This window comes from Thalassotalea castellviae, assembly GCF_031846185.1.
In the GTDB taxonomy this organism is placed as follows: Bacteria; Pseudomonadota; Gammaproteobacteria; order Enterobacterales; family Alteromonadaceae; genus Thalassotalea_H; species Thalassotalea_H castellviae.
This window is the reverse complement of the sequence record NZ_JAVRIF010000001.1, coordinates 1-22544: the sequence shown is the minus strand read 5'-3', so window position 1 is coordinate 22544 and position 22544 is coordinate 1. Positions and strand designations below refer to the sequence as shown.

Sequence of the window (22544 nt, the reverse complement as noted above, 5' to 3'; positions counted from 1 at the left end):
TGATGTTTATCAGAATAATCAATATAGAAAACTAACATTGCGAAGTACTTATGCCTTTTCGGCAATAAGCACCACAGAACTATATTCTTTTACCAAGTTTTGTTTAAAAACCCAATTCTTGACACCAACGGCTTGCTTCAACAAATTCTTTATGAATAAATTCAGCGTCCAGTGAATATCTTTCAATGAGCGGTTCAATGTGGTCATCAGTACCGGTGATATAATTTGTTGTTAACTCTAACAATTCACCTAATAAACCATCGTGACTTACTAACGCTCGTTCAATGGGTGAAGCTAATGGCATCGTTTTAACAATTTCACTGATAGGCATACTAAGAATAACTTCGATAGCACTTAATAAACCTGTGATAAAAGCAAAATCACTAATTTCAGCAAATGGTTGATTTGTGGCAATAGCGGTCATGAGTTTAGCGGTGATTAAAGCTTGTCTTGATACTTCGTTAGTTTTATCCGTGGTTAATTTGGATAGCGCTAAAATCGTGACAAATTGTTTAAGTTTATCTTCACCTAAATACGCAGTTGCTTGTTTTAATGAAGTAATTTCTACTTTAGTGCTGGTAGCGACATTGTTAACCATTTTTAGTAAGCCAACGGTTAAATTGACGTCATGACTAATAATATCTGCAATAGCATCATAATTAAGTGGAATATTAAATGTTTCACTGATCAAGTTTAACATTTGCGTTTTAAATGGCGCTAATGTCTGCCCTTCAAGAATTTCAGGTTCATGATAGAAAAAACCTTGATAGAAATTAAAACCAACTTCGGCAAGCGATTGAAGCTGATAATTAGTTTCAACTTTTTCTGCAGCAAGCTTTATATTAAACGGTTTGATTCTCTCAATAACAGGCTGTAAACGTTTTGGGTTAACAGATTCAATATCAACTTTAATGATTGAAAGGTATGGGAATAATGCATCCCATTTAGTGTCAAGATCATATTCTGTTAACGCGATTTTATAGCCTTTCTCACTATAGTACTTAATAATTTTAATTAGACGATCTGTTGCTGTGATATGCCCTACTAACTCGATAACAATTGAATCACGGTCAAACATCAAGGGGTATTTATTGATAAGACATTTTTCAGTGAAATTAATGAATGCCAATTTACCTAGACTGATTGCTTTAATATCACCTAATAAATGATTTTGAATGACTAATTTTGAACTGGCTACATCCGGGTCAATTTCAGGAAACGTATTTTCAGAACTATCACGGAATAATAGTTCATAACCAATCGTTTTTGAGTTTCTGTCAAGAATCGCTTGACGTGCAATATAGGTACTATACATCTATTAATAAGACTTATTGTTGTTATTCATTATTAACTATTAAACATACCCTACTTTCCCTATGAAAATAAAGTATTAACCGTGTTTTCATTGGGAAATTTATACATTTAGTTAGATTTAGTGATTAATTTATTAGCTTTAGTAGTATTTATAACATTTGAAAGAATGCTTATTTGACTATCAACCTGATCAGAAGGCGATATTTCGAGTAATTTTTCGAGTAATGAAAATACATGTATATTCTCAAAAGCATTAATTTGAATGCCGGTTTTTACATCTGGTCCTTGTGTGATGAAAATGCCCGTTAATTCGTCTTGGCCATAAGGATCATACCCATGTACACCAGGATTATTGTCTGAGTGTTCATCAATAAATGTTGTTGGAGGTAGCGCATTAATCACCATGTCAGGAACAGCGGCATTATGATTGTTAAAATGCCAATGTTCTGGATAATCGCTTTTATCAAAAACTTGAAAATAGGATTTTACAGGCAGTGATGATAAATGTGATCGGACATCGTTTAATATGTTTTGATTTTTCTCATAAATGAATAACTGCGTTTGTCCATTAACAATATTTAACGACGTAAAATTCTCAAACAATGTTTTCCACAATAAGGTTTTTTGTTTATCAACTGTCATCATGCCATGATCTGATACTAATACGATATTTGGCGTAAACTCAGTTTCTTGGTTTATTTTATCGAGTAATTGTCCAAGTAATTGATCAAAATTTTTGACCGCTTGAGCGAGTTCAGTTGAGTTCGGACCATAATGATGTCCTGCATCATCAATGGTTGAGAAATAACCTATGATTAACTCTGGTCTTTGATTTTCAGGGAGTTTTAGCCAATCGACGATTTGATTGATCCGGTTTAAATTGCTTTCATTGTGCTTATATTTGAAATAGTAACTCGGTAATACACCGTCAATTTTAGCTTCAGATTCAGGCCAAAAATATATTGCCGATTTTATGCCTTGTTGCTCAGCTATCGTCCAAATGGGCTTTGCGAATAACCAAGCTGGATTTTTTGCAGCGGCACCTTTTGTATAGTATTGCTGTAATGATCGGTTATAAAAATTATTATGAATAATGCCGTGATTAGCAGGATACATTCCCGTAACTATCGATAAATGATTGGGAAACGTTTTTGAGGGGAAAGTAGGAATAAGCCCTTGTGCTATAACACCTTTTCGAGAGAGCGCAAGAATATTCTTGGGTTGGTATTCCTTTAAATACCGTTGTGAAAAGCCATCAACAGACAATAAAATCACCGGATTTTTTGCAACACTATTAAACGATATTAAAGCCAATACACTTATCAAAATAATACGTGTCATTTTTTTCCCGTATCCATGTAAATGATCACCCAAAAAATAAAAAGCACAATAATGAGGTTATTGTGCTTATTAAAACCAATTAAAGGTTATTAAACAAATAAGTCTTTAATATTCGCTAAATCTGTTTTACCCGATAATAATTCTTCTTGTGTTAAGCCTGAAAGCTCATGTGGAAATACTAACCACTCATCAGATTCATGTACATAATAATCAGGTTTGATTGCAACCTTAGAGTTTTTTGGCTTATACCATGGACAAGCAATGCGAACGTCTGATGGCATGTTCTTTCTTGTAAGTAATTGTAATTGAGCTATTAGTGCTTCAATACTGCGACCTGAATCAAAAACATCATCAACAATTAATAAACCATCGTCAGCATTGGCATTTTCGATAATGTAATGTAAACCATGTACTTTAATTTCTTTACTTTGTTGATTGATTCCGTAATAAGATGACGTTCGAACAGCAATATGATCGGTTTCAACTTTTTTAAAATCAAAATATTCTTGTACAGCAATACCTATTGGTGCCCCACCTCGCCAAATACCAACAATAAACTGAGGTCTAAAACCATCTTCATAAACTTTTGCAGCCACACGAAATGAGTCTTCTAAAAGCTCTTGTGCCGTAATAAAACGCTTTTGCATTTTGAAATATCCAATAACTAATTTTCAAGATTTTAACTATTATAACGTGCTTTAACATGAAAAGTTAATGGTAGGATGAGTTTAAATTGCCTGATCGAGAAACAAAAGTTGCTGAAAAATAATATTAGTAGCGTTAGTTAATAGCTGATGATTGGTATTTAAGTATTCATCACTCGGGCTATGATAATTAGAATGGGTGCCTACACCATAATATATAAACGGAATCCCCGCTTGATGAAAACTACCATGATCACTGGCAAGCAACCAATGAGTCCGTTTGTTTAATGAATGCCTTTCTCGTTTAAACCCTTTAACAACAGAGAGCTCTCGGGTTTGTTGATTTTGATAAAACATAGTCAGTTGATTATCGGTCAATATTTTAGTTAAACCACGCGCAATAAAATGTAAGTTTTTGCTGCGTTTACTACCGGCAAGCATATCCATATTAATATTTAACTTAATGTTTTTGAGTAACTCTTGATTATCATGAATAAATGCTTTACTCCCTTTTAAGCCATTTTCTTCGCCATCTGTGAATAAAACAATAATATGGTGTGACAATGGTTGATTAACTAATTGTTCAGCCATAGCAAGTAATGCCGATGTACCAGAAGCATTATCATCTGCACCATTAAAAATGCGATTACCTTTAGTACCTAAATGATCAAAATGTGCCGTTAATACAATATACTTATTTGCTTCGTTACTACCAGGAATGAAAGCGATTATATTGTTACCAGATTTAGGATAAGTAGAAGAGCCATAATGAAAAGAATGCTTGTATTGCCCTTTAAAACCTTGAACGGATAAGGTTGATAACTGGTCAATAAGATATTGTTGAGCTTTTTTATTGCCTGTTGTTGACACTTTTCGTCCTTGAAAAGTATCTGATGACAAGACTTTAAAATGATTCAGTAGTTGTTCTGATTTAATATTTATTGTTAATGGTTTTAAATATTCTACTGTGTTTGTTGATTGACATGCACTACAGGCGAGTAAACCAGCAGATATCAAACCTAATACGCTAACTCTGTGTTTAATTGGCAATCTCCAAGTCTTTTAAAAAGTTTAATTTCGCTAGGTATTGGGATTCAATTGCAGAAGCACGATTGTAGGCAATGGCCTTATTCATCGCATTTTCGGCTCGTTCTATTCGGTTTAAGGCATAATAAACTTTAGCAATACCAAAATAGAACTCATGGACTTTATTATCCATACGTATAGCGCGTTTATAATGTTTTAAAGCTTTTTGGTTCTCACCTCTAAAAAAAGCTTCATCTGCTAATAACGCATGATAATAAGGGTTTTTAATGCGTTTATCATGCAACATTTTCTCAATTTTACGTGCTTGTTCAAGGTTATTATTATCTTCTAATAATAGCGATAAATTAGTTAGTGCTGTAAGATTATCGTTATCTAATTCAATGGCATGTCTATAAGTTTTTTCCGCGAAGTCAGTTAAATCATTTAACTTATATAGAATACCTAAATTCCCCCATGCCGATGAAAACGACGGGTCAACAAGTGTCGCTTGTTTTAAGTATTTATAAGAAAGTTGATAATTTTGGTCGACAAGTGCATGAGCTCCTTTATTGTTATAAAACATCGCTAAAACAGTATTTTTAGTGATAACTTTTTTCGGAAATGATTTTTTATAAATATCAGGATCAAAATCAATTTGTAATAATTCTCTGCCGTAAACTACCGTTTTATTCGGGACTTTAGCCTCAGTCAGTATTAAATTTACATGGCCAGTGAGCATATTGTATTGCCCGTTTCTAACCCAATATTCAGGAACTTTCACGTCTTGAAACTTCACATCTAGCCCGGCTTCTTTCGCTAAAGCATAGGCCATGATAGTGAGCGACATACAATTAGCCGTTTGACTATGGTAGGCTTGACTAGCCGTGAGATTGGCAGCGCTTTGATATGCTAAATCGATATTTTCTTTTGCAAAAATATGTCTTAATAATCGTTTAGCTCTTTTATTTGGGGCTCGTACTGAAAGTAACTTTTCAGTTACCATTAATTTCATTTCATCATCGAGCGCAAACACTTCTTCTTCGGATTCTATGGATTGTGCTGAATCAACTTCAAATTCATCATCTAAATATAATTCGTTATAAATAGATGTATTATCGGAAGTCGCAATAGTTGACTGGCATGAAACAATGAAAAGCCAAGAAAAAATAATGAATAATTTTTTATAAGATAGCTTAAGCATAAAACCTCCAATAGATTTCTCATAAATTAGAATGCTTATAACACTAACTATATATCAATCTTGTCGGAATTGTATGTTTTCTGTTCACCATTCATAGTTTATTACAATTTACTCGTTAAAAGCAGAAAAGCCCAATAACAATATAGTTACTGGGCTTTTCAACAATTAAAGACTGTAGCTGATAAATAAAGAGTAGTAATTAATGAGCCTCGGCATTGTCTTCATAACAATCATTGGTATAAAAAGCAGCATATGCAATTGTATATAAGCAGGAAATAAAAGCTAACGCTCCAAAGACAATATTAAAAAACAGACTTGCATTTGAAGAAAATGATAAAGCGGTGAAAATTATCAGCGATAAAGAAATCGGAGCTGTAAACACTAAGTTGAAAAAATTCTTATTGTTAAAAATTTTATCTGCTTTTTCTGTTTGATGGTCATTTGAATAGAAAGCTGCATACGCGAGTGTACTTAATGAAAAATATACCGCCATACAAACAAAGATAAACTTAAATAAAAATAAGCCGGATGATGTGACTGAATTAACCGCTATTATGACAAAAAAGACCGCAATTGGTGCCGTAACAAGTGCACGGAATAAATTTTCGTTTTCAATTCCACCTTCAGTTTTTACTTTTTCCATAGAACATCCCCTCTTCAATTATATTTTTATATTATTATTATCAAATATTACCAACATCCGTCGGTTGATATTTATACAGTTACAGTAACTATTTATCACTTAAACTGCAACCTTTTGTAAAAAAACAGTTTATTGACTTTAAAATTAGAACATAAAAATATTAAAAGCAGGTTTAATTAAAGTGTTGTACTTACAATCTTAAGAATTTATTTAATTTTTATCGAACGAAAAGTCATAAAAATACCACGTACTTTTTGCATAGAAATTTGAACTCTACTCAAAGGTATTGCGCTACAAACCCTATGATTAATAATTAAATTTAAGACGAAAAAAACCGCTAACTTTTCAATTAGCGGTTTCTTAGAATATTGCGGTGAAATAGAAATTGAACTCTACTCGAAGGTATTGCACTACAAACCTTTATCTTGATTTTATCGTTGTAACTTAAAAAGCAAAAAGCCCGTCACTATCGTAACGGGCTTTTCTAAATATGGCGGTGAGATAGAGATTTGAACTCTACTCGAAGGTATTACGCTACAAACCCTAAAATTTATCTAACAAATAAAAGACGAAAAAAAACCGCTAACTTTTCAATTAGCGGTTTCTTAGAATATGGCGGTGAGATAGAGATTTGAACTCTAGAAGGGCTACAAACCCTTGCCGGTTTTCAAGACCGGTGCTTTCGACCACTCAGCCATCTCACCAGATATCTTTTGGCGCTTGCCTTAAGACGAGGCGAATATTAAAGTGTCGTTAATCGCTTGTAAAGTATTAATTTGCTAAAAATGTTTGATTGCTAAAAAATTAATCACTTTGCCTGTCATTCAACCATATAGGGAAGAAAATGACTAATAATGAGCCTTGTAGATGTCCTTGGTTAGATACATCAAAAGCAGATTATGTGAAGTATCACGATGAAGAATGGGGAGTTCCTGTTTATGATGATCAAAAGTTATTTGAATATTTAACATTAGAATCAGCACAAGCCGGCTTAAGTTGGTATACAATATTAAAAAGACGGGATGGTTATCGAAAAGCTTTTGCAAATTTTGATGTGGATAAAGTTGCTCAGTTTGATAATACTAAATATGAAGAACTGTTATTAAATAAAGACATAATTCGTAATAAATTAAAAATCAAAGCAGCTATAAACAATGCGCAACGTTTTATTGAAATACAACAAGAGTTTGGTAGCTTTAGTCATTACATGTGGGGATTTGTTGATCATAAAACCATTGTGAATGAAATAAAAAATGCAGAAGATTATCCAGCAACAAGCCCTGAGTCTGATGCCTTTTGTAAAGATCTGAAAAAACGAGGTTTTAAATTTATTGGTTCAACGATTTGCTACGCGCATATGCAAGCATGCGGTATGATAAATGACCATAGTTTGTCTTGTTACAAAAGATCACAAATAATATCTGAATTTGATCAACAAAAAGCATAGTATTTTGTAAATCACGTGTCATAATATGTCAAAGGTGATAAATGAAAAGTTGCTTTGCACTTGAACTTCTCAATAAAAGCCTTATCTTACAAATATAACTTAAAGTTCTTAGAGGAATGTTTATGCAATCTAATATGAGTTTTCAAACCGCGAGCAAGAGCTCAGCAATTGAAATCAATAAAGTGTTAAAGAATACCTACATGTTGTTATCAATGACATTAGCATTTAGTGCCGTAACCGCAGGTATTTCAATGTCTATGGGCTTGTCTCATATGGCTGGGTTAATTATGACCCTTGTCGCTTTTGTTTTATTATTTGTGGTTCATAAGCAAGCAGATAAAGCGAGTGGCATATTTTGGATATTCGCATTCACTGGTTTAATGGGGGCTTCACTTGGGCCAATGTTAAATTATTATGCGGCAATGCCAAGCGGTCCTTCATTAATTATGCAAGCACTAGGTGGAACAGCATTAATATTTTTTGCTTTATCTGGTTATGCATTAACAAGTAAAAAAGACTTCTCATTTATGGGTGGTTTTTTAATGGTTGGCTTAATCGTGGCGATTATTGCTTCTATTGCTAATATCTTTTTTGCAATTCCAGCACTATCTCTTGCGATAAGCGCTGCCATTATTATGATAATGTCTGGTTTAATTTTATTTGATACAAGTCGTATCATTCATGGTGGTGAAACAAACTACATTAGAGCGACTGTTTCGTTATACTTAAACATCTATAACATCTTTGTTCACCTTCTTCATTTATTAGGTGTATTTGGCGGTGATGATTAATCTCTGCTAAAAAATCAGATATAATAAAAAGCCTCGAATTATCGAGGCTTTTTTTTAAATTTTGTTTGGATATATTCGATGAAAAAATTGGCGGTTATTGTTACCACCCCACCCACGAGTCCTTTAACTCAGACGGCTTATCAGTTTATTGAAACAGCGCTAAGTCAGAGTGTTGAGCTATTAGGTGTATTTTTTTATCAATCCGGTGTTTTAAATGCAAGTCAGTATTTATCATTACCCAATGACGAATTTCCTTTACATAATAAGTGGCAACAATTAAATAAAGATCATGATGTGCCCTTCTATCTTTGTAGTACGGCAGCAGAAAAACATGGTTTGATAAAAGCAGAAGAGCCAATGTGTACTAGCTTGATAATAAGTGGCTTTACTATTGCTGGGTTAGGTGAACTTGTAGAATTATCGCTTAAAGCTGATCGTGTGGTGCAATTATAATGTCTGAACCAACGACTAAAACAATTTCTATTTTAAATACGTCATCGCCCTTTGGCCAAGCAAATGCCAAGGACTCCTTGGATATTGCCCTTATTATGGGCACATACGAACAAGTTACTCATCTCTTTTTTCAAGGTGATGGTGTATGGCAATTAGTTAACAATCAGCAGCCTGAATCGATTCAAATGAAAGATTTTCTTAAAACATTTTCAGCGTTTGAATTTTATGATTTAGAAAATATTTATGTTTGTAAAGAAAGTTTAACTCAGCGTAAATTACCTTTATGTTTCCATATTGATAATGTTCAAGTATTAGATAAAAAAGATTTTGCAACTAAACTAACGGCCAGTGATATCTTGTTAAGGTTTTAAAGATGAATAAAAAAACACTTCATTTAGTTAGGTTTTCACCTTTTATAAATACAGATATTGAGCTTTGTCGCGACAATTTATTAGCGGATGATTCAATCGTTTTAATTGATGATGGTTGTTACACTCTTAATCATCAAATTTTTGAAGAATTACAACTTAGTTGCCAGCAAATCTATGTGGTTGAACAACACGCTATAGCGCGTGGAATAACCTTAGCAAACCATAGTAACGGTATTAATTTAGCAAAGCTTAATCAACTAATATTTCAATATGATAACTCGGTAACCTGGCAATAATGAATATAGTATTTAAAGGGAAAGAAATAGAAACTGACGCTCAAGGCTATTTAGTGAATTATCTTGATTGGCACAGAGAGTTGGCTGAAATACTTGCCAAAAATGATAATACTGAATTAACACAAGCACATTGGGAAGTGATCACATTCGTCAGAGAGTTTTACCTTAACTATAAAACTTCTCCAGCAATACGAGCGTTAACTAAAGCAATGAAAGCAGAATTTGGCGAGGAAAAAGCAAGTAGTCGATACCTTTATCGATTGTTTCCTGAAGGGCCGGCTAAACAAGCAACAAAATATGCGGGTTTACCTAAACCCGCTCGTTGCATTTAATAGACAGTTGCTTAGACTTTGACATTAATATGATGACCACTACTTGCCGTTGTCGGTAAACTAGCCGCTTCTACATTCGCCCCTTCAATAAGTTTCATCGCTAACTGACCTTCAAGCTCTTGTTGATCTTGAACTTTTTTTGCAGTAAGTAACGCATGGCCTGTATCAATATTGGTATTGGTATTACTTGATGATGCGATTGTTATTGACATATAAAACCCTTAAAAATTGCTGTGCTGAATAAAAAATCAGTAACTTTAAGCTATAGCTTAATATACTTTATCGGCCTTTGTATAAAAAACATGAATAAAAAAAGGCACTTTATGTGCCTTTTTTAGTATGACTGATGAATTAATTAATTCAAAGGCAGTGTTGGTACTGCAATGCCAGACATTTCAAGCATCACTCTTACCACCTGACAACTATAACCAAACTCATTGTCATACCACACATACAATACTGCACGGTCGCCATCAACAATTGTTGCTTGTGAATCAACCACACCTGCATAACGAGAACCAACTAAATCCGTTGATACGATTTCTGTTGAAGCAGTATAATCTACTTGGTTTTGTAATTTAGAATTTAAAGAAATATTACGTAAATAATCATTTAATGATTGTTTGTCGGTCGCTTCTTTTAAGTTTAAATTCATAATTGCCATTGATACATTTGGCGTTGGAACGCGTATCGCGTTACCGGTTAGTAAACCTTTTAACTCTGGTAATGCTTTAGACACAGCTTTTGCAGCACCTGTTGTACTGATCACCATATTTAAAGGAGCACTTCTGCCACGGCGAGGCGCTTTATGGTAATTATCAATTAGGTTTTGATCATTCGTATAAGAGTGAACCGTTTCTACATGACCGTTTTTAATACCAAAATTATCATTAATCGCTTTTAAAACAGGCGTAATTGCATTGGTTGTACAACTGGCAGCTGAAATGATTTTATCATCTGCTAAAATCATATCTTCGTTTACACCATAAACAATGTTTTTTATATCACCTTTGGCAGGAGCTGTTAATAAAACTTTTGCAACACCTTTTGATTTAAGGTGTTGGCCTAAACCTTCTTCATCAGTCCAAATACCTGTGTTATCAACAACTAATGCGTTATTAATACCATGTGCTGTGTAATCAATTTCAGCCGGAGATTTAGCATAAATTACTTTGATAAAAGCACCATTGGCTCTGATGACATTGTTTTCTTCATCAATTGTGATACTACCGTTAAAAGCACCGTGAACAGAATCACGTCGTAATAAACTTGCACGTTTGGCAAGATCACCTTCTTGACCTGGACGAATTACAATAGCGCGTAAGTTTAAGGTAGAGCTTGGACCGGCACGCTCAATCAATAAACGCGCGAGTAAACGACCAATGCGACCAAAGCCGTATAAAACAATATCTTTCGATTCAAGTAAATCGTTGGTTTTAGCAATGTCTACTAATTCTTTTTCTAAAAATTGTTCAATTGACAGACCATTTGCTTCGCCTTTAAATAAATAACGATAAGCTAATTTTCCGACATCAATTCGAGCGGGAGCTAAATTCATTTTACTTAATGCTTCAACGAACGGGAAACTTTCGCGTAAACGAAGTTTACTTTCTTCATGAAGTGCTACAGATTTATGTGCTTTAATTATATCGATTGCCGAAGCATTCACTAAAGGACGACCATAAACAGATATTTCGATACCATTATTTCTAAAAAGTTGGCCAATTATTGGCTGCATATTTTCAGCAAATGTTTGGCGCTCTTGCCAACTAGTTTGATATTGTTCCTCAAGATGAGAAGTCATTGCGTAAACCTTTTTATTTCAGTCAATTGAACGAAGTACTATTATAAATTATAGTTAGAATTCACAATAGTGAAATGCGGTGCGTATTGTAATGGAACATAAAACATTTCGCCATAGGTTACATAAAATTTATCAATAATATTAGGCACACATATGCAAACGTTATTATTTACTCTCCTCTTGTCATTATTACTTATGACGGGATGTGATTCAGGGCCGAGTTTTTCACAATTATGTGAAGAAAACCCGGAGATCTGTGGAGAATTTCATGAAGATTCTTGGTGTAAAAGAGAGAGAATAGCCGTTGGTGCTGCAAATATAGCACATAAAAAAACTGCCGGTGACTTACAAAAGTTTAATCAATTGATTGCTTATGAAAACTATAATAAATGTGTCAGTCACGCTTCAAAAATTGAGCATATTAAATTAAAAGAAAAGAAAACCCGTAGAATAGAAAACATGATGAAAGCTCGCCAAAGGATTGAAGAAATAGCTGAGCAAACGCGCGGCTCTGAACACCCACGCTTACTGTATTTTCATTGGACTCGTTATTTAAACGAACAAGCCTTAGAAAAGTTTTTAGCCCTAGAAGGTACAGGCGAATTAGAAACACCTGAGTCGCAATATGAGTTGGCTACTTATTATATAAAAAGAGATCAAAATAAAACATTACAGCTACTCTTTCATGCGTTAGAGTTATATAAAGATGGCAATGATATTAACCCAGAAATTTTTAAATCATTATCATCAATCTTTGCCGATAAAAAGCAACCAAAACAATCATATATTTGGTTAAGGGTATTGCAATTATATATGCCTGATGACAGCAGTCTTTCACAAACGACATTAGATAATTATGTCGCACTTCACCATTTAAAAGTGGAATTTTTAGATAAAGTAGCAGAAACAACACTCGATAAAATATTAAGTGAAACGTTTACCGCACCAAAATTTTAAAGAGGTTGTTTGAGTGAGATTATTTCGCTTGAAAGTGTAAACTCAATGAATTAACACAATATCGTTTACCCGTTGGTTTTGGCCCATCATCAAATACATGACCTAAATGCGAATCGCATGCAGCACACTGTATTTCAGTACGTTGCATACCATGGGAGTCATCGGGTAAATACTTTACCCGATCATCTAAACTCTGAAAAAAGCTAGGCCAACCACAGCCGGCATTAAATTTTGTGCTTGATTCAAATAAAGGTTGTTCACAGCACGCGCAGTGGTAAACACCCAATAGCCAATGATCATTATATTTACCGGTAAAAGGCTGTTCGGTAGCAGCTAAGCGACAAACGCGATAAGCGTCGTCACTTAATTTATCTTTATAAATATCATCTTGGTTGCTCATTTTAGATCTCAATCATGTTTTTATCAGGCGTTCCCCATTGTACATGATATTTTTTACCTTTTGATTTATCAACTCGCTCAAATGTATGGGCACCAAAGTAATCTCTTTGCCCTTGTAATAAATTAGCAGGTAACACTGCAGTTCGCATTGAATCATAATAAGATAAAGAAGAAGACAATGCGCCTGCGGGGATCCCCATTAAAGTAATTTTTGCAATAGCTTTACGCCAAGACATTTGATTTTTACTTAATTGTTGAGCGAAAAACTCATCGAGGATAAGGCTTTCAAGATCTTCATTTCGTTGAAAAGCGTCGGTGATAGATTGTAAAAAAGCCGCTCTGATGATACAACCAGCACGCCAGATTTTTGCAATATTAGCAAAATTTAATTGCCAGCCATGTTCTTTTTCCGCCAATTTCATTAACTGAAAACCTTGTGCATACGCGCAAATCTTAGAGCAATAAAGTGCATCATGTAAATTTTCAATGAATGCATGTTTCTCTTCAGCACTGAAAGTTATTTGTTCAGGTCCTGATAATAAAGGCTCTGCTGCAATCCTTAATTCTTTGAAAGATGAAATAGAACGAGCATAAACCGCTTGTGTAATTGTTGGCGCCGGTGCCCCAACCTCTAGACTACTCACTGCTGTCCAAAGACCGGTACCTTTTTGACCCGCTTTATCTAATATCAAATCAACTAAAGGTTTACCTTCATTATCTTTATGCCGTAGCACTTCAACAGATATTTCCATTAAATAACTATCTAATGGGCCTTGATTCCATTGTTCGAAGATATCAGCAATTTCATCCGTTGATAGTGATAACCCTGCACGTAGTACATGGTAAGCTTCACAGATAATTTGCATATCGGCGTATTCAATGCCGTTATGAACCATTTTTACATAATGTCCTGCACCAGCTGGACCTATATAGGTAGTACAAGGTTCACCGTGTTCAATTATTTGGCCGGGCTTGGTTCGCTCTAAAGGTTTACCTGTTTTCGGATCTACTTTCGCCGCTATCGCTTCCCAAATAGGTTGAATCCTTGTCCAAGCATAGGGAGCGCCACTCGGCATTAACGATGGTCCAAACCTTGCCCCTTCTTCACCACCTGAAACAGCAGAAGAAAATAAAATAAAGTTATTTTTATACTTTTCTTCCCTAGCGACCGTATCTACCCATAAACTATTACCGGTATCAATGACGATATCATCAGGTTGAATACCTGCGCCAATTAAACTTTCTGACACTTGATCAACTGGCTCTCCTGCAGGGACTGATAACACAATTAAATGAGGAGATTTTAATTTAGACAATAATTCAGTATAAGATGAACAACCGATAACTCTTTCAATATCAGAGTTATTTTCGAATTTATCTTGTTTTATTGCGTCAGAGACTTTGTCATTATCTAAATCGAATGCAGCAATGGTAAAGCCATTGTCTGCTAAATTTAATACCAAGTTTTTGCCCATAACGCCAAGGCCGATAAAGCCGATGTCACACTGTTGTGGTTGTTGATTCATGAGTTATCCAGAGAGTAAATTTTAAATCAGTCAAATTGTGAATATTTTATCATGCTATTAGTCGAGTTCACATTAAATTGCTCAATTTAAATGTCCAAAACACTAAAACATGTAATATTTTTATATATTACTGTAATATTATTAATTAATACGAGTTTTATTTTGCGATTAAGCAATTATTTCTTGAGTTTTTCTGTAAATAATGTAATTTTACTACATTATTGTAATTAAGGATCCATTATGACTATTAAAGTAGGTATCAACGGCTTTGGCCGTATCGGCAGATTTGTATTTAGAGCAGCAGCAGAAAGAAATGACATAGAAATTGTTGGTATTAATGATCTGATTGATGTTGATTACATGGCTTATATGCTTAAATACGATTCAACACATGGTCGTTTTAAAGGGACTGTTGAAGTAGTAGACGGTCAATTGGTTGTAAATGGTAATACCGTACGAGTAACCGCAGAAAGAAATCCAGCGGATCTTAAGTGGAACGAAATTGACGTAGATGTGGTTGTTGAGTCAACGGGATTATTTTTAACAGACGAAACTGCCCGTAAACATATTGAAGCTGGTGCAAAGAAAGTAGTTTTATCTGCTCCATCTAAAGATGATACGCCAATGTTTGTTATGGGCGTAAACCAAGATAAATATAACGGACAAGAAATTGTTTCAAATGCATCATGTACTACCAACTGTTTAGCGCCGATTGCTAAAGTATTAAATGACAATTGGGGCATCACTGACGGTTTAATGACAACCGTTCATGCTACTACCGCGACACAAAAAACTGTTGATGGTCCATCTGTGAAAGATTGGCGTGGTGGCCGTGGCGCTGGTCAAAACATTATCCCATCTTCTACAGGTGCAGCAAAAGCCGTGGGTAAAGTTATACCAGAATTGAACGGTAAATTAACAGGGATGGCATTTCGCGTTCCAACACCGAATGTTTCTGTTGTCGATTTAACGGTTAACTTAGACAAACCTGCAAGTTACCAAGAAATTTGTGATGCAATGAAAGCTGCATCATACGGTGAGTTAGAAGGCGTTTTAGGTTATACTGAAGATAACGTAGTATCAAATGACTTTATCGGGGAAACTTGTACTTCAGTATTTGATGCTGGGGCTGGTATTGCGCTAACCGATAAATTTGTAAAGATTGTTTCTTGGTATGACAATGAAATTGGTTACTCAAACAAAGTTTTAGATTTAGTCGCTTATATATCAAAATAATCTTCAACTAAGACTGCCTACAATTACATACAAAAACGTCAATTTTATTGGCGTTTTTTTTGCTCGACTATATTAGTTTTCTAACCTGAGTAAAGGGAATAGCACAGAAACTATATAAGTTAACGCGAGTATTTTCCTTTTTCTTTAGAGATAAAAATGCACCTTCAGGTGCATTTTATTTTAGTAATTCAAGTATTATTCTTAACGCTACTTTTTAAGTGTAAAACGTCTGGCAAACCCAGTTAACAATAATAAAGTTAAAGTACCTAAGCCAGCACCTTGTCTTTCTATTTTATCTTCTACTTCAGAACAATCTTCAATTTCACCTGCTATTGGTGCCATTTTTACCGCACGCACGACATCTTCCATTAATGCATCACCTGATGAGTCATACATTAACTCGCCCTTTGAATCTCTTCTGTGCACTTTTACAATTGCCGTGGCTGATATTTCATTATTTTCGTTAATATCACGTGCTTCTATAATGGTGTATTCACTCAAGCATGGTAAAAAATCATTTAAATTAGTGAATGTATCTGTATTAATATCATATAAGAACCCATTGGTACGACGAGGGTTTGTTGAGCTGTCGTTATGGGTTTCAACTTCACCTTCACCGACAACAAAACCATGTTCGTTGATGGCTCTAGCTGTACTTGCTGAACCGGTAAAGTAACCTTGGGGTAAGATCATTTCGGGGTTTTCAGCATTAGTATCTACATAATAAAATTTTGTTCGATAAGAGCCGTTACTAATTGTGGTGGCATGCCCTACAGCTATCCCTGCATCGTTAATGTCATAAGCACGAGATTCGAAATGTTTTCCATGATCTTCGGTAAAATCCGTTACCGTACCATTTTTAAATATCACCGCATAAGTACTTGTAGGCTCAGTAGCACTTGGATCCGTTTCATTTTCGTCAATCCAACCAGTTGAATAACCCACAGCAACACCATGGTTATTGATTGCTTGTGCAACACTGGTAAATTGTCTTTGATCGTCAACATGAGGTGTTACCAAGTAACCTAAAGCTTCACTAGATATTTCACCCGATGCGTCAACATTCCATTTAAACGCTTCTGTGTTATACATAGTTGATGAGATTGTTTGAACACATGCTTCAAAAAGCAGATCTTCTAATCTTTCAGGATCTGCACAACCACCGTCTTCGTCTTCAATAAATTCTAACGCTGCTTCATTAATCACTGTACTGGCATAACCAACAGCAACACCATTATTGTTTATATGTAACACCGCTGACTCACCGCCATACCTATTCTCTGGTGGCATAATGGGAATGATGGTTTGACCTTGATCAGTTGATAAAAAGCCACGGGTGGTAAATTCACTGATCCAAAAGGTTACTTCATCATCATCACTTTCAGTGAAATCTACGGGTAAAAATGGTGCGGAACCATTACCATAAATCCAGCCTTGATCAGTCACACCATTTATATAATCAACGGTTGAACGTGTATAGGTTTCTGTTCCTTCAAAATATTGGTCAAATACGGTAAATTCAACAGACTCACCGCCGAAATTTGTCATGGCTATGATATCGCCATATTTCTGATAATAAGAATCAGCGTTTTTACCTTTTAGAAATTGAATTACCCAAGATAAATCATTCGCTGTAGGCGTTCCTGCTCTTAATGCATCTTCGTCTTCAATATTTTCTAGTTCATGAATATTTTCATGTTGAGAAAACGCCAAATAAACGATTTCATCAAAATCGTCACTGTCTAAATATTGAAATAAAACTGGGAAGTTATAGACATCGGTACCCGATATCGCCATTTCCCCGACGTTATTCTCTTGCTGAGAATAAGTGTATTTAAGTTTTTCAGCGGCACCTTTATCAATAATCTGATAAGTAGCTGCATTGACTGAAGAAGCAGCTAAAGCACTACTTATACCAAGGGTTAATACTGATTTTAAAAATTTATTCATTTAACTACTGTACTCTCACTTCTTGCTATAATTCATCTAACTCTTGCCACCTTGCGAAAGCAACTTCAAGCTTCGACTCAGTTTCTTCAAGCTGGTTCAATATTTTTTTAGTTATTTCACTGTCTTGGTTAAAAAAATCAGCTGAATTAACTTGTTCTTGTAATGATGAGATTAATTGTTCGAATTCATCAATTTGTTCAGGTAACGCTTCAAGCTCTCTTGTTTCTTTAAAAGAAAGTTTCTTTTTCGTTACTATTTTCGGTTTAGGTGCACTTGCAACTTTATTGGTGTTGTTGTCCACCGATTTTTCAACACCTTCAGACATTTTTTTTCGTTGTTCATCTTTTAATGCTAAATATGAATCAACATCATCATAGCCACCAACTATTTGAGTAATATGACCACTGCCATCAAAATATAGGCAAGTATTTACACAATTATTGACAAAATCACGATCATGGCTGACTAAAATAACTGTTCCAGCATAATTTGCAACGACTTCTTCCAATAACTCTAAAGTTTCTATATCTAAATCGTTGGTAGGTTCATCGAGAATTAGTAAATTACTTGGTTTTAAAAATAACCGGGCGAGTAATAAACGATTTTTCTCTCCACCTGAAAGTGCTCTTACTGGTGTTCGTGCTCTTTTCGGACTGAATAAGAAATCTTGCAGATAACCGAGAACATGACGGGTTTTCCCGTTAACGGTAACTTCTTGTTTTCCTTCAGCAACGGTATCTTGTACGGTCATATTTAGATCTAAAGCATCGCGATGTTGATCAAAATATGCGATATCAAGGTTCACCCCAATACGCATTTTGCCAGACGTAGGTTTTAATTGCTCCATGAGTAATTTAATTAAGGTCGACTTACCTGTTCCGTTAGCACCAATGAGTGCTAAGCGATCTCCGCGCGTGATCAATAAATCTAAGCCTTTAAAAATAACTTTTTCATCAAACGCCATTGTTAACTGTTCTGATTCAAACACTAGTTTACCGGAACGTTCACCCGCGGAAATTTTAATATCTCCTTGTTTTTTCACATCACGACGTTGTTGTCGTTCAACACGTAATTTTTCTAAGGCTCTAACACGGCCTTCATTACGAGTTCTACGGGCTTTAATACCTTGTCTGATCCATACTTCTTCTTCCGCTAAGCGTTTATCAAAAAGTGCATTTTGGGTAGCTTGCACTTCTAAGTCATGCGCTTTTTGTTCAATATATAAATCATAATTTCCAGGATAACTCACAAGTTGACCTCGATCTAAATCTAATATCCTAGTCGATAAACCACGAATAAACGCCCTATCATGGCTAATAAAAATAATTGTCCCTTTAAAGTCTTTTAAAAACTGCTCTAACCAAAGTACGCTGCTAATATCAAGATGGTTAGTAGGTTCATCGAGTAATAATACATCGGGTTCACTGACAAGTGCCTTAGCTAAAGCAAGTTTACGTAACCACCCACCGGATAAGTCGCTAACCATTTTGTCAGCATCAAGCGCTAAAGTGGTCAGTACTTTTTCAATACGTTGTTCATCTTGCCAAGCATTTGCTTGATCAAGTTGTTGTTGAACATTGGCCAGCTTATTAAGGTTATCCTCTGAGGGGTCTTCATCAATTAAATGAATTATTGCATGGTATTGTTTGATTAACTCGGCATTTTCTTCAACGCCTTGCGCAACATAATCAAAAACAGTCATCGAACAAGATTCCGGTGGATCTTGTTCAAGCATGGCTAATTTTACATTATTAGAAATTAGCATAGTGCCATCATCTAAAGTCTGTTTACCCATCAAAACTTTCATTAATGACGATTTACCCGCACCATTTTTGCCGACTAAACAAACTCTTTCACCCGTTTTAATGGTTAATTCTGCTTTATCTAAAATACTATCTTCACCAAAGGCTAATTCACCTTGGCTAATACGAATCAATTCCATGCTAACTTTTAACTCTTTTATTTAAATGTATATACGCGCGTGATTAACGGTTAATTCTCTTGTATAAACGCGGTAATTTCTTTGATATCAAATGGCCAAAATAATTGATGATTGTCTGATAATCGTTCTAAAACAGGTATATGCATACCGTAAAGATCAACTAAATTATCCTGATTTAATGGATTATCTACAATATCTATAACTTTTAGGTATTTGTGCTGTGAAGTTTTCGAAAAAATCTCGATAGCCTGTTCGCACAAATGACAGCCGACACTACTGTATAAATGATATTTTATTGTCATCAATCTTAACTCTTTCGACTGATCAGCCAGCTATTATGAATATGTTTATTACGTTCAAAATCTTTATCGCGCGTTACATCACTAATATTTTGGGCGGTTAACCCAAGATCCGAAATGGCGTCATTATCCATTTTGAAATTGCGCTTATTATTAGTAAAAATAATTTCACCACCTTGGGATAATGACTTTAAAGCATCTGAAATCACCTTGATATGATCACGTTGCACATCAAAACTATCTTCCATTCTTTTAGAATTTGAAAACGTTGGCGGATCAATGAAAATGATATCAAATGTTTGTGTGTTGTCTTTTAGCCACTTTAAACAATCGGCTTGGATGAATTGATATTTATGACCAGATAAGTTATTTAAGGTGAAGTTGTCTTGAGCCCAATTTAAGTAGGTATTAGACATATCTACAGTCGTCACAGATTCAGCACCATGAAGAGCTGCTTGTAATGAAACAGAACCCGTGTATGCAAAAAGATTTAATAATGATTTCCCTTTTGCTTTTTTCGCGACCATTTGCCGAGTTTTACGATGGTCAAGAAATAACCCTGTATCGAGGTAATCCCAGACATTAATTTTTAGTTTGGCGCCATATTCTGATAACACAATCGATTGCTTACTCTCAGCGACTTTTTGATATTGATTACTACCCTTTTGTTTCGCGCGGGTTTTTAATACGACTTTATCAGTGGCAACATTAAGCACTTTCGGGGCAAAATAAATAACTTCTTGCAACCTTTTCATGACTTTAGCTTCATCTATGGTTTTCGGTGCAGCATATTCTTGAATAACTAAATAATCGCCATAAACATCAACAGCAACATTGTATTCTGGAATATCGGCATCATAAATCCGATAACACTCTATTTGTTCTTTTTTAAGCCAATTTTTTAAGTTCTTTTTATTTTTTGCTAACCGGTTAGCAAAGGCCGACTCTTTTTGTTCAAACTCTAAATGATGACTGTTTCCAGCTGCTTGCTTCTCATCAATATTATAGAGGGCGAATTGACAATCTAATGGGCCATTTTTAAATTTGTAGCGTTTGAAACTAGCTAGCTTCATTAACGTTAGTAATTCTGTATTCGCTGTTAATATTGCGATACGCCAATGAATGAATTGATTTTTTAATTTTTGCCCTAATAAAACAAAATTTTCAACCAACTCTGGTAATTCACCAATACGTTCACCGTAAGGAGGGTTAAACAAAAAAGTACCTTTAGGACCAAACGCGTTGTTTAGTTTGTTGATATCTTTACAAGAAAATTCAATAAATTGTTGTAAACCAGCGTTTCTTGCATTTTGTTGAGCCGTTTTTAATACACGACTGTCAATATCAACGCCAAACACTTTAGTTTTAAGTTTTTCTAAACCAAACTGTGATGTTTGTTTGGCATAAGATAATTGTTCGCACCATTTTTCTTCATCGTGACCTTGCCAACTTGAAAATCCCCATTTTTCTCTATCGATACCAGGAGCATAATTAGCCGCCATAGAAACCGCTTCTATTAAGATAGTACCAGAGCCACACATAGGGTCGACTAAGGGTTTTGACGGATCATCGAGCCAACCAGAACGGATAATAATGGCTGCAGCTAAATGTTCTTTTAACGGCGCAGCACCGGTATTCTGTCGATAACCACGCTTAAATAAACTACGACCAGAAAAATCGAGGTATATAGCTACTTTTTCTTTTAACAGTCTCGCTTGAAAACTAATGTCAGGTGCATGTTTATCGACTGTAGGCCTATCAAAACCTTGATCTCTAAAATCATCAACTAACGCGTCTTTAATAGTTAATGCACCAAATTGACTGTTTCTTATATTTTCAGATACACCGACAAAGTCGATAGCAAAGCTACAATCCGATGAAAATTGTTCAGACCAGTTAATACTTCTAGCCGTTGCATAAAGCGCGTCTTTATTTTCGGCATCTCCTTCACCTAACTTGAGTAAAATGCGAGTCGCTAAGCGTGAGAACAGACAAATGTGATAAGCATTTTCAATTGTTGAAGTAAAATATACCCCTTCTGGCTTTTGTATTACTTGTTCTGCATGTAAATCTTTTAACTCTTGCGCTAAAAGAATTTCTATACCAGGAGATGTTAATGCTAAAAACTGTTGCATGTAGATTTTCAAGACCTATGGAGACTGAATTTGTAATGCCCGCGATTATAAACAAAGACAGGCGTTACTGATAGAGCAATAATTATAAAACAGTTTAAATCACGAAATAATTTCTGATATTTCTCTGTGCTTTAAAAATGACCATTAAATTGTTCATATATCCTTCTCTTTGTTGATAAAAAAAACAATTAGCATTTTATTAGCATAAAAAACAAAAAACTTGCTAAAACGCCTTGCATTATTCGGTAACTATCCTTAAGATACGCCTCGTTTTCACAGCAGTGAAACCTTTCTTTAATAACGGAATAAAAATGTTGTTGGCTTGTTTAAGTTAAACTTAAACCATTCGGACGCGGGATGGAGCAGCCTAAAAGTTCAACCTCGTCGGGCTGTTTTTTAAAGGAATAGCCGAAGGTCGTCTTGTTTGTATTCAAATT

General features: G+C 34.9%; 22 protein-coding genes and 1 tRNA gene. 8 read left to right on the top strand and 15 right to left on the bottom strand.

Going from position 1 to position 22544, the window contains the following annotated elements:
• Window positions 1-103: 103 nt before the first annotated feature.
• The 7 genes from RM573_RS00115 to RM573_RS00085 all read right to left on the bottom strand — a co-directional run bounded on the left by RM573_RS00115 (window position 104) and on the right by RM573_RS00085 (window position 6873).
• Entirely contained in the window at window positions 104-1315 is a 1212-nt protein-coding gene (locus tag RM573_RS00115) for an EAL and HDOD domain-containing protein (RefSeq protein ID WP_311575361.1), read from the bottom strand.
• Window positions 1316-1422: 107 nt separating this feature from the next.
• On the bottom strand, window positions 1423-2655 hold the full coding sequence (locus tag RM573_RS00110; RefSeq protein WP_311575359.1) for an alkaline phosphatase family protein: 1233 nt from the start codon (window positions 2653-2655) through the stop codon (window positions 1423-1425).
• An 89-nt stretch (window positions 2656-2744) separates the two neighbouring features.
• Window positions 2745-3302, bottom strand: a complete 558-nt coding sequence (locus RM573_RS00105; protein ID WP_311575357.1) for a phosphoribosyltransferase — start codon at window positions 3300-3302, stop codon at window positions 2745-2747.
• An 81-nt stretch (window positions 3303-3383) separates the two neighbouring features.
• On the bottom strand, window positions 3384-4349 hold the full coding sequence (locus tag RM573_RS00100; RefSeq protein ID WP_311575355.1) for a M20/M25/M40 family metallo-hydrolase: 966 nt from the start codon (window positions 4347-4349) through the stop codon (window positions 3384-3386).
• Window positions 4339-5526 carry a tetratricopeptide repeat protein gene (locus RM573_RS00095; RefSeq protein ID WP_311575352.1) on the bottom strand — a complete coding sequence of 396 codons (1188 nt, stop codon included), beginning with the start codon at window positions 5524-5526 and terminating at the stop codon, window positions 4339-4341. The genes RM573_RS00100 and RM573_RS00095 overlap by 11 nt, the downstream gene beginning before the upstream one ends.
• Before the next feature lie 199 nt (window positions 5527-5725).
• Entirely contained in the window at window positions 5726-6169 is a 444-nt protein-coding gene (locus RM573_RS00090) for a PDDEXK family nuclease (protein WP_311575350.1), read from the bottom strand.
• Between the two features lie 613 nt (window positions 6170-6782).
• Window positions 6783-6873: transfer RNA gene (locus RM573_RS00085), tRNA-Ser, on the bottom strand.
• Between the two features lie 140 nt (window positions 6874-7013).
• On the opposite strand from RM573_RS00085, the gene RM573_RS00080 reads away from it, so the two are divergent.
• From RM573_RS00080 to RM573_RS00055, 6 genes are all read left to right on the top strand, one after another.
• Window positions 7014-7616, top strand: a complete 603-nt coding sequence (locus RM573_RS00080; protein WP_311575347.1) for a DNA-3-methyladenine glycosylase I — start codon at window positions 7014-7016, stop codon at window positions 7614-7616.
• Between the two features lie 122 nt (window positions 7617-7738).
• Entirely contained in the window at window positions 7739-8407 is a 669-nt protein-coding gene (locus RM573_RS00075; protein WP_311575344.1) for a Bax inhibitor-1/YccA family protein, read from the top strand.
• A gap of 78 nt (window positions 8408-8485) precedes the next feature.
• On the top strand, window positions 8486-8860 hold the full coding sequence (tusD, locus tag RM573_RS00070) for a sulfurtransferase complex subunit TusD (RefSeq protein ID WP_311575342.1): 375 nt from the start codon (window positions 8486-8488) through the stop codon (window positions 8858-8860).
• Complete coding sequence (gene tusC, locus RM573_RS00065) at window positions 8860-9231, top strand: sulfurtransferase complex subunit TusC (protein ID WP_311575340.1); 372 nt, start codon at window positions 8860-8862, stop codon at window positions 9229-9231. The genes tusD and tusC overlap by 1 nt, the downstream gene beginning before the upstream one ends.
• 2 nt (window positions 9232-9233) lie before the next feature.
• Window positions 9234-9527, top strand: coding sequence for a sulfurtransferase complex subunit TusB (gene tusB / locus RM573_RS00060; RefSeq protein ID WP_311575337.1), 294 nt, complete (start codon window positions 9234-9236; stop codon window positions 9525-9527).
• The gene (locus RM573_RS00055) at window positions 9527-9859 is read left to right on the top strand and encodes a TusE/DsrC/DsvC family sulfur relay protein (protein WP_311575336.1); all 333 of its coding nucleotides are present in this window, start codon (window positions 9527-9529) and stop codon (window positions 9857-9859) included. The genes tusB and RM573_RS00055 overlap by 1 nt, the downstream gene beginning before the upstream one ends.
• A gap of 11 nt (window positions 9860-9870) precedes the next feature.
• Here the strand turns inward: RM573_RS00055 and RM573_RS00050 are convergent, their stop codons facing one another.
• A complete protein-coding gene (locus RM573_RS00050; protein ID WP_311575334.1) occupies window positions 9871-10071 on the bottom strand; it encodes a cytoplasmic protein in 201 nt (66 codons plus the stop codon).
• A 143-nt stretch (window positions 10072-10214) separates the two neighbouring features.
• The gene (locus RM573_RS00045; protein WP_311575332.1) at window positions 10215-11663 is read right to left on the bottom strand and encodes a glyceraldehyde-3-phosphate dehydrogenase; all 1449 of its coding nucleotides are present in this window, start codon (window positions 11661-11663) and stop codon (window positions 10215-10217) included.
• 153 nt (window positions 11664-11816) lie between these two features.
• Between RM573_RS00045 and RM573_RS00040 the strand changes: the two genes are divergently transcribed.
• Window positions 11817-12620 (top strand): DUF2989 domain-containing protein, encoded by an 804-nt coding sequence (locus tag RM573_RS00040; RefSeq protein ID WP_311575330.1) that lies wholly within the window; start codon window positions 11817-11819, stop codon window positions 12618-12620.
• A 19-nt stretch (window positions 12621-12639) separates the two neighbouring features.
• On the opposite strand, the gene msrB is transcribed toward RM573_RS00040, so the two are convergent.
• Window positions 12640-13020: a peptide-methionine (R)-S-oxide reductase MsrB gene (msrB, locus tag RM573_RS00035; RefSeq protein WP_311575327.1), complete on the bottom strand. Its 381-nt coding sequence runs from the start codon at window positions 13018-13020 to the stop codon at window positions 12640-12642.
• A gap of 1 nt (window position 13021) precedes the next feature.
• The gene (gene gndA / locus RM573_RS00030; RefSeq protein WP_311575324.1) at window positions 13022-14545 is read right to left on the bottom strand and encodes an NADP-dependent phosphogluconate dehydrogenase; all 1524 of its coding nucleotides are present in this window, start codon (window positions 14543-14545) and stop codon (window positions 13022-13024) included.
• Between the two features lie 240 nt (window positions 14546-14785).
• On the opposite strand from gndA, the gene gap reads away from it, so the two are divergent.
• Entirely contained in the window at window positions 14786-15781 is a 996-nt protein-coding gene (gene gap / locus RM573_RS00025) for a type I glyceraldehyde-3-phosphate dehydrogenase (protein WP_311575322.1), read from the top strand.
• 207 nt (window positions 15782-15988) lie between these two features.
• Here gap and RM573_RS00020 read toward each other — a convergent pair whose 3' ends face one another.
• From RM573_RS00020 to rlmKL, 4 genes are read right to left on the bottom strand one after another with little or no spacing between them, the layout of a single operon-like run.
• A complete protein-coding gene (locus RM573_RS00020; RefSeq protein WP_311575320.1) occupies window positions 15989-17731 on the bottom strand; it encodes a DUF3466 family protein in 1743 nt (580 codons plus the stop codon).
• Window positions 17732-17756: 25 nt separating this feature from the next.
• A complete protein-coding gene (gene uup, locus RM573_RS00015) occupies window positions 17757-19673 on the bottom strand; it encodes an ATP-binding cassette ATPase Uup (RefSeq protein WP_311575318.1) in 1917 nt (638 codons plus the stop codon).
• A 50-nt stretch (window positions 19674-19723) separates the two neighbouring features.
• Entirely contained in the window at window positions 19724-19975 is a 252-nt protein-coding gene (locus RM573_RS00010; RefSeq protein ID WP_311575316.1) for a glutaredoxin family protein, read from the bottom strand.
• Between the two features lie 5 nt (window positions 19976-19980).
• Window positions 19981-22107, bottom strand: a complete 2127-nt coding sequence (gene rlmKL / locus RM573_RS00005) for a bifunctional 23S rRNA (guanine(2069)-N(7))-methyltransferase RlmK/23S rRNA (guanine(2445)-N(2))-methyltransferase RlmL (RefSeq protein ID WP_311575313.1) — start codon at window positions 22105-22107, stop codon at window positions 19981-19983.
• Between the last annotated feature and the right edge of the window lie 437 nt (window positions 22108-22544).

Excerpts from the sequence above, each read along its gene's own strand:
- RM573_RS00115 (WP_311575361.1), bottom strand. The coding sequence starts at position 1,315 with ATGTATAGTACCTATATTGCACGTCAAGCGATTCTTGACAGAAACTCA.
- RM573_RS00110 (WP_311575359.1), bottom strand. The coding sequence starts at position 2,655 with ATGACACGTATTATTTTGATAAGTGTATTGGCTTTAATATCGTTTAAT.
- RM573_RS00105 (WP_311575357.1), bottom strand. The coding sequence starts at position 3,302 with ATGCAAAAGCGTTTTATTACGGCACAAGAGCTTTTAGAAGACTCATTT.
- RM573_RS00095 (WP_311575352.1), bottom strand. The coding sequence starts at position 5,526 with ATGCTTAAGCTATCTTATAAAAAATTATTCATTATTTTTTCTTGGCTT.
- RM573_RS00090 (WP_311575350.1), bottom strand. The coding sequence starts at position 6,169 with ATGGAAAAAGTAAAAACTGAAGGTGGAATTGAAAACGAAAATTTATTC.
- RM573_RS00080 (WP_311575347.1), top strand. The coding sequence starts at position 7,014 with ATGACTAATAATGAGCCTTGTAGATGTCCTTGGTTAGATACATCAAAA.
- RM573_RS00075 (WP_311575344.1), top strand. The coding sequence starts at position 7,739 with ATGCAATCTAATATGAGTTTTCAAACCGCGAGCAAGAGCTCAGCAATT.
- tusD (WP_311575342.1), top strand. The coding sequence starts at position 8,486 with ATGAAAAAATTGGCGGTTATTGTTACCACCCCACCCACGAGTCCTTTA.
- tusC (WP_311575340.1), top strand. The coding sequence starts at position 8,860 with ATGTCTGAACCAACGACTAAAACAATTTCTATTTTAAATACGTCATCG.
- tusB (WP_311575337.1), top strand. The coding sequence starts at position 9,234 with ATGAATAAAAAAACACTTCATTTAGTTAGGTTTTCACCTTTTATAAAT.
- RM573_RS00055 (WP_311575336.1), top strand. The coding sequence starts at position 9,527 with ATGAATATAGTATTTAAAGGGAAAGAAATAGAAACTGACGCTCAAGGC.
- RM573_RS00050 (WP_311575334.1), bottom strand. The coding sequence starts at position 10,071 with ATGTCAATAACAATCGCATCATCAAGTAATACCAATACCAATATTGAT.
- RM573_RS00045 (WP_311575332.1), bottom strand. The coding sequence starts at position 11,663 with ATGACTTCTCATCTTGAGGAACAATATCAAACTAGTTGGCAAGAGCGC.
- RM573_RS00040 (WP_311575330.1), top strand. The coding sequence starts at position 11,817 with ATGCAAACGTTATTATTTACTCTCCTCTTGTCATTATTACTTATGACG.
- msrB (WP_311575327.1), bottom strand. The coding sequence starts at position 13,020 with ATGAGCAACCAAGATGATATTTATAAAGATAAATTAAGTGACGACGCT.
- gndA (WP_311575324.1), bottom strand. The coding sequence starts at position 14,545 with ATGAATCAACAACCACAACAGTGTGACATCGGCTTTATCGGCCTTGGC.
- gap (WP_311575322.1), top strand. The coding sequence starts at position 14,786 with ATGACTATTAAAGTAGGTATCAACGGCTTTGGCCGTATCGGCAGATTT.
- RM573_RS00020 (WP_311575320.1), bottom strand. The coding sequence starts at position 17,731 with ATGAATAAATTTTTAAAATCAGTATTAACCCTTGGTATAAGTAGTGCT.
- uup (WP_311575318.1), bottom strand. The coding sequence starts at position 19,673 with ATGGAATTGATTCGTATTAGCCAAGGTGAATTAGCCTTTGGTGAAGAT.
- RM573_RS00010 (WP_311575316.1), bottom strand. The coding sequence starts at position 19,975 with ATGACAATAAAATATCATTTATACAGTAGTGTCGGCTGTCATTTGTGC.
- rlmKL (WP_311575313.1), bottom strand. The coding sequence starts at position 22,107 with ATGCAACAGTTTTTAGCATTAACATCTCCTGGTATAGAAATTCTTTTA.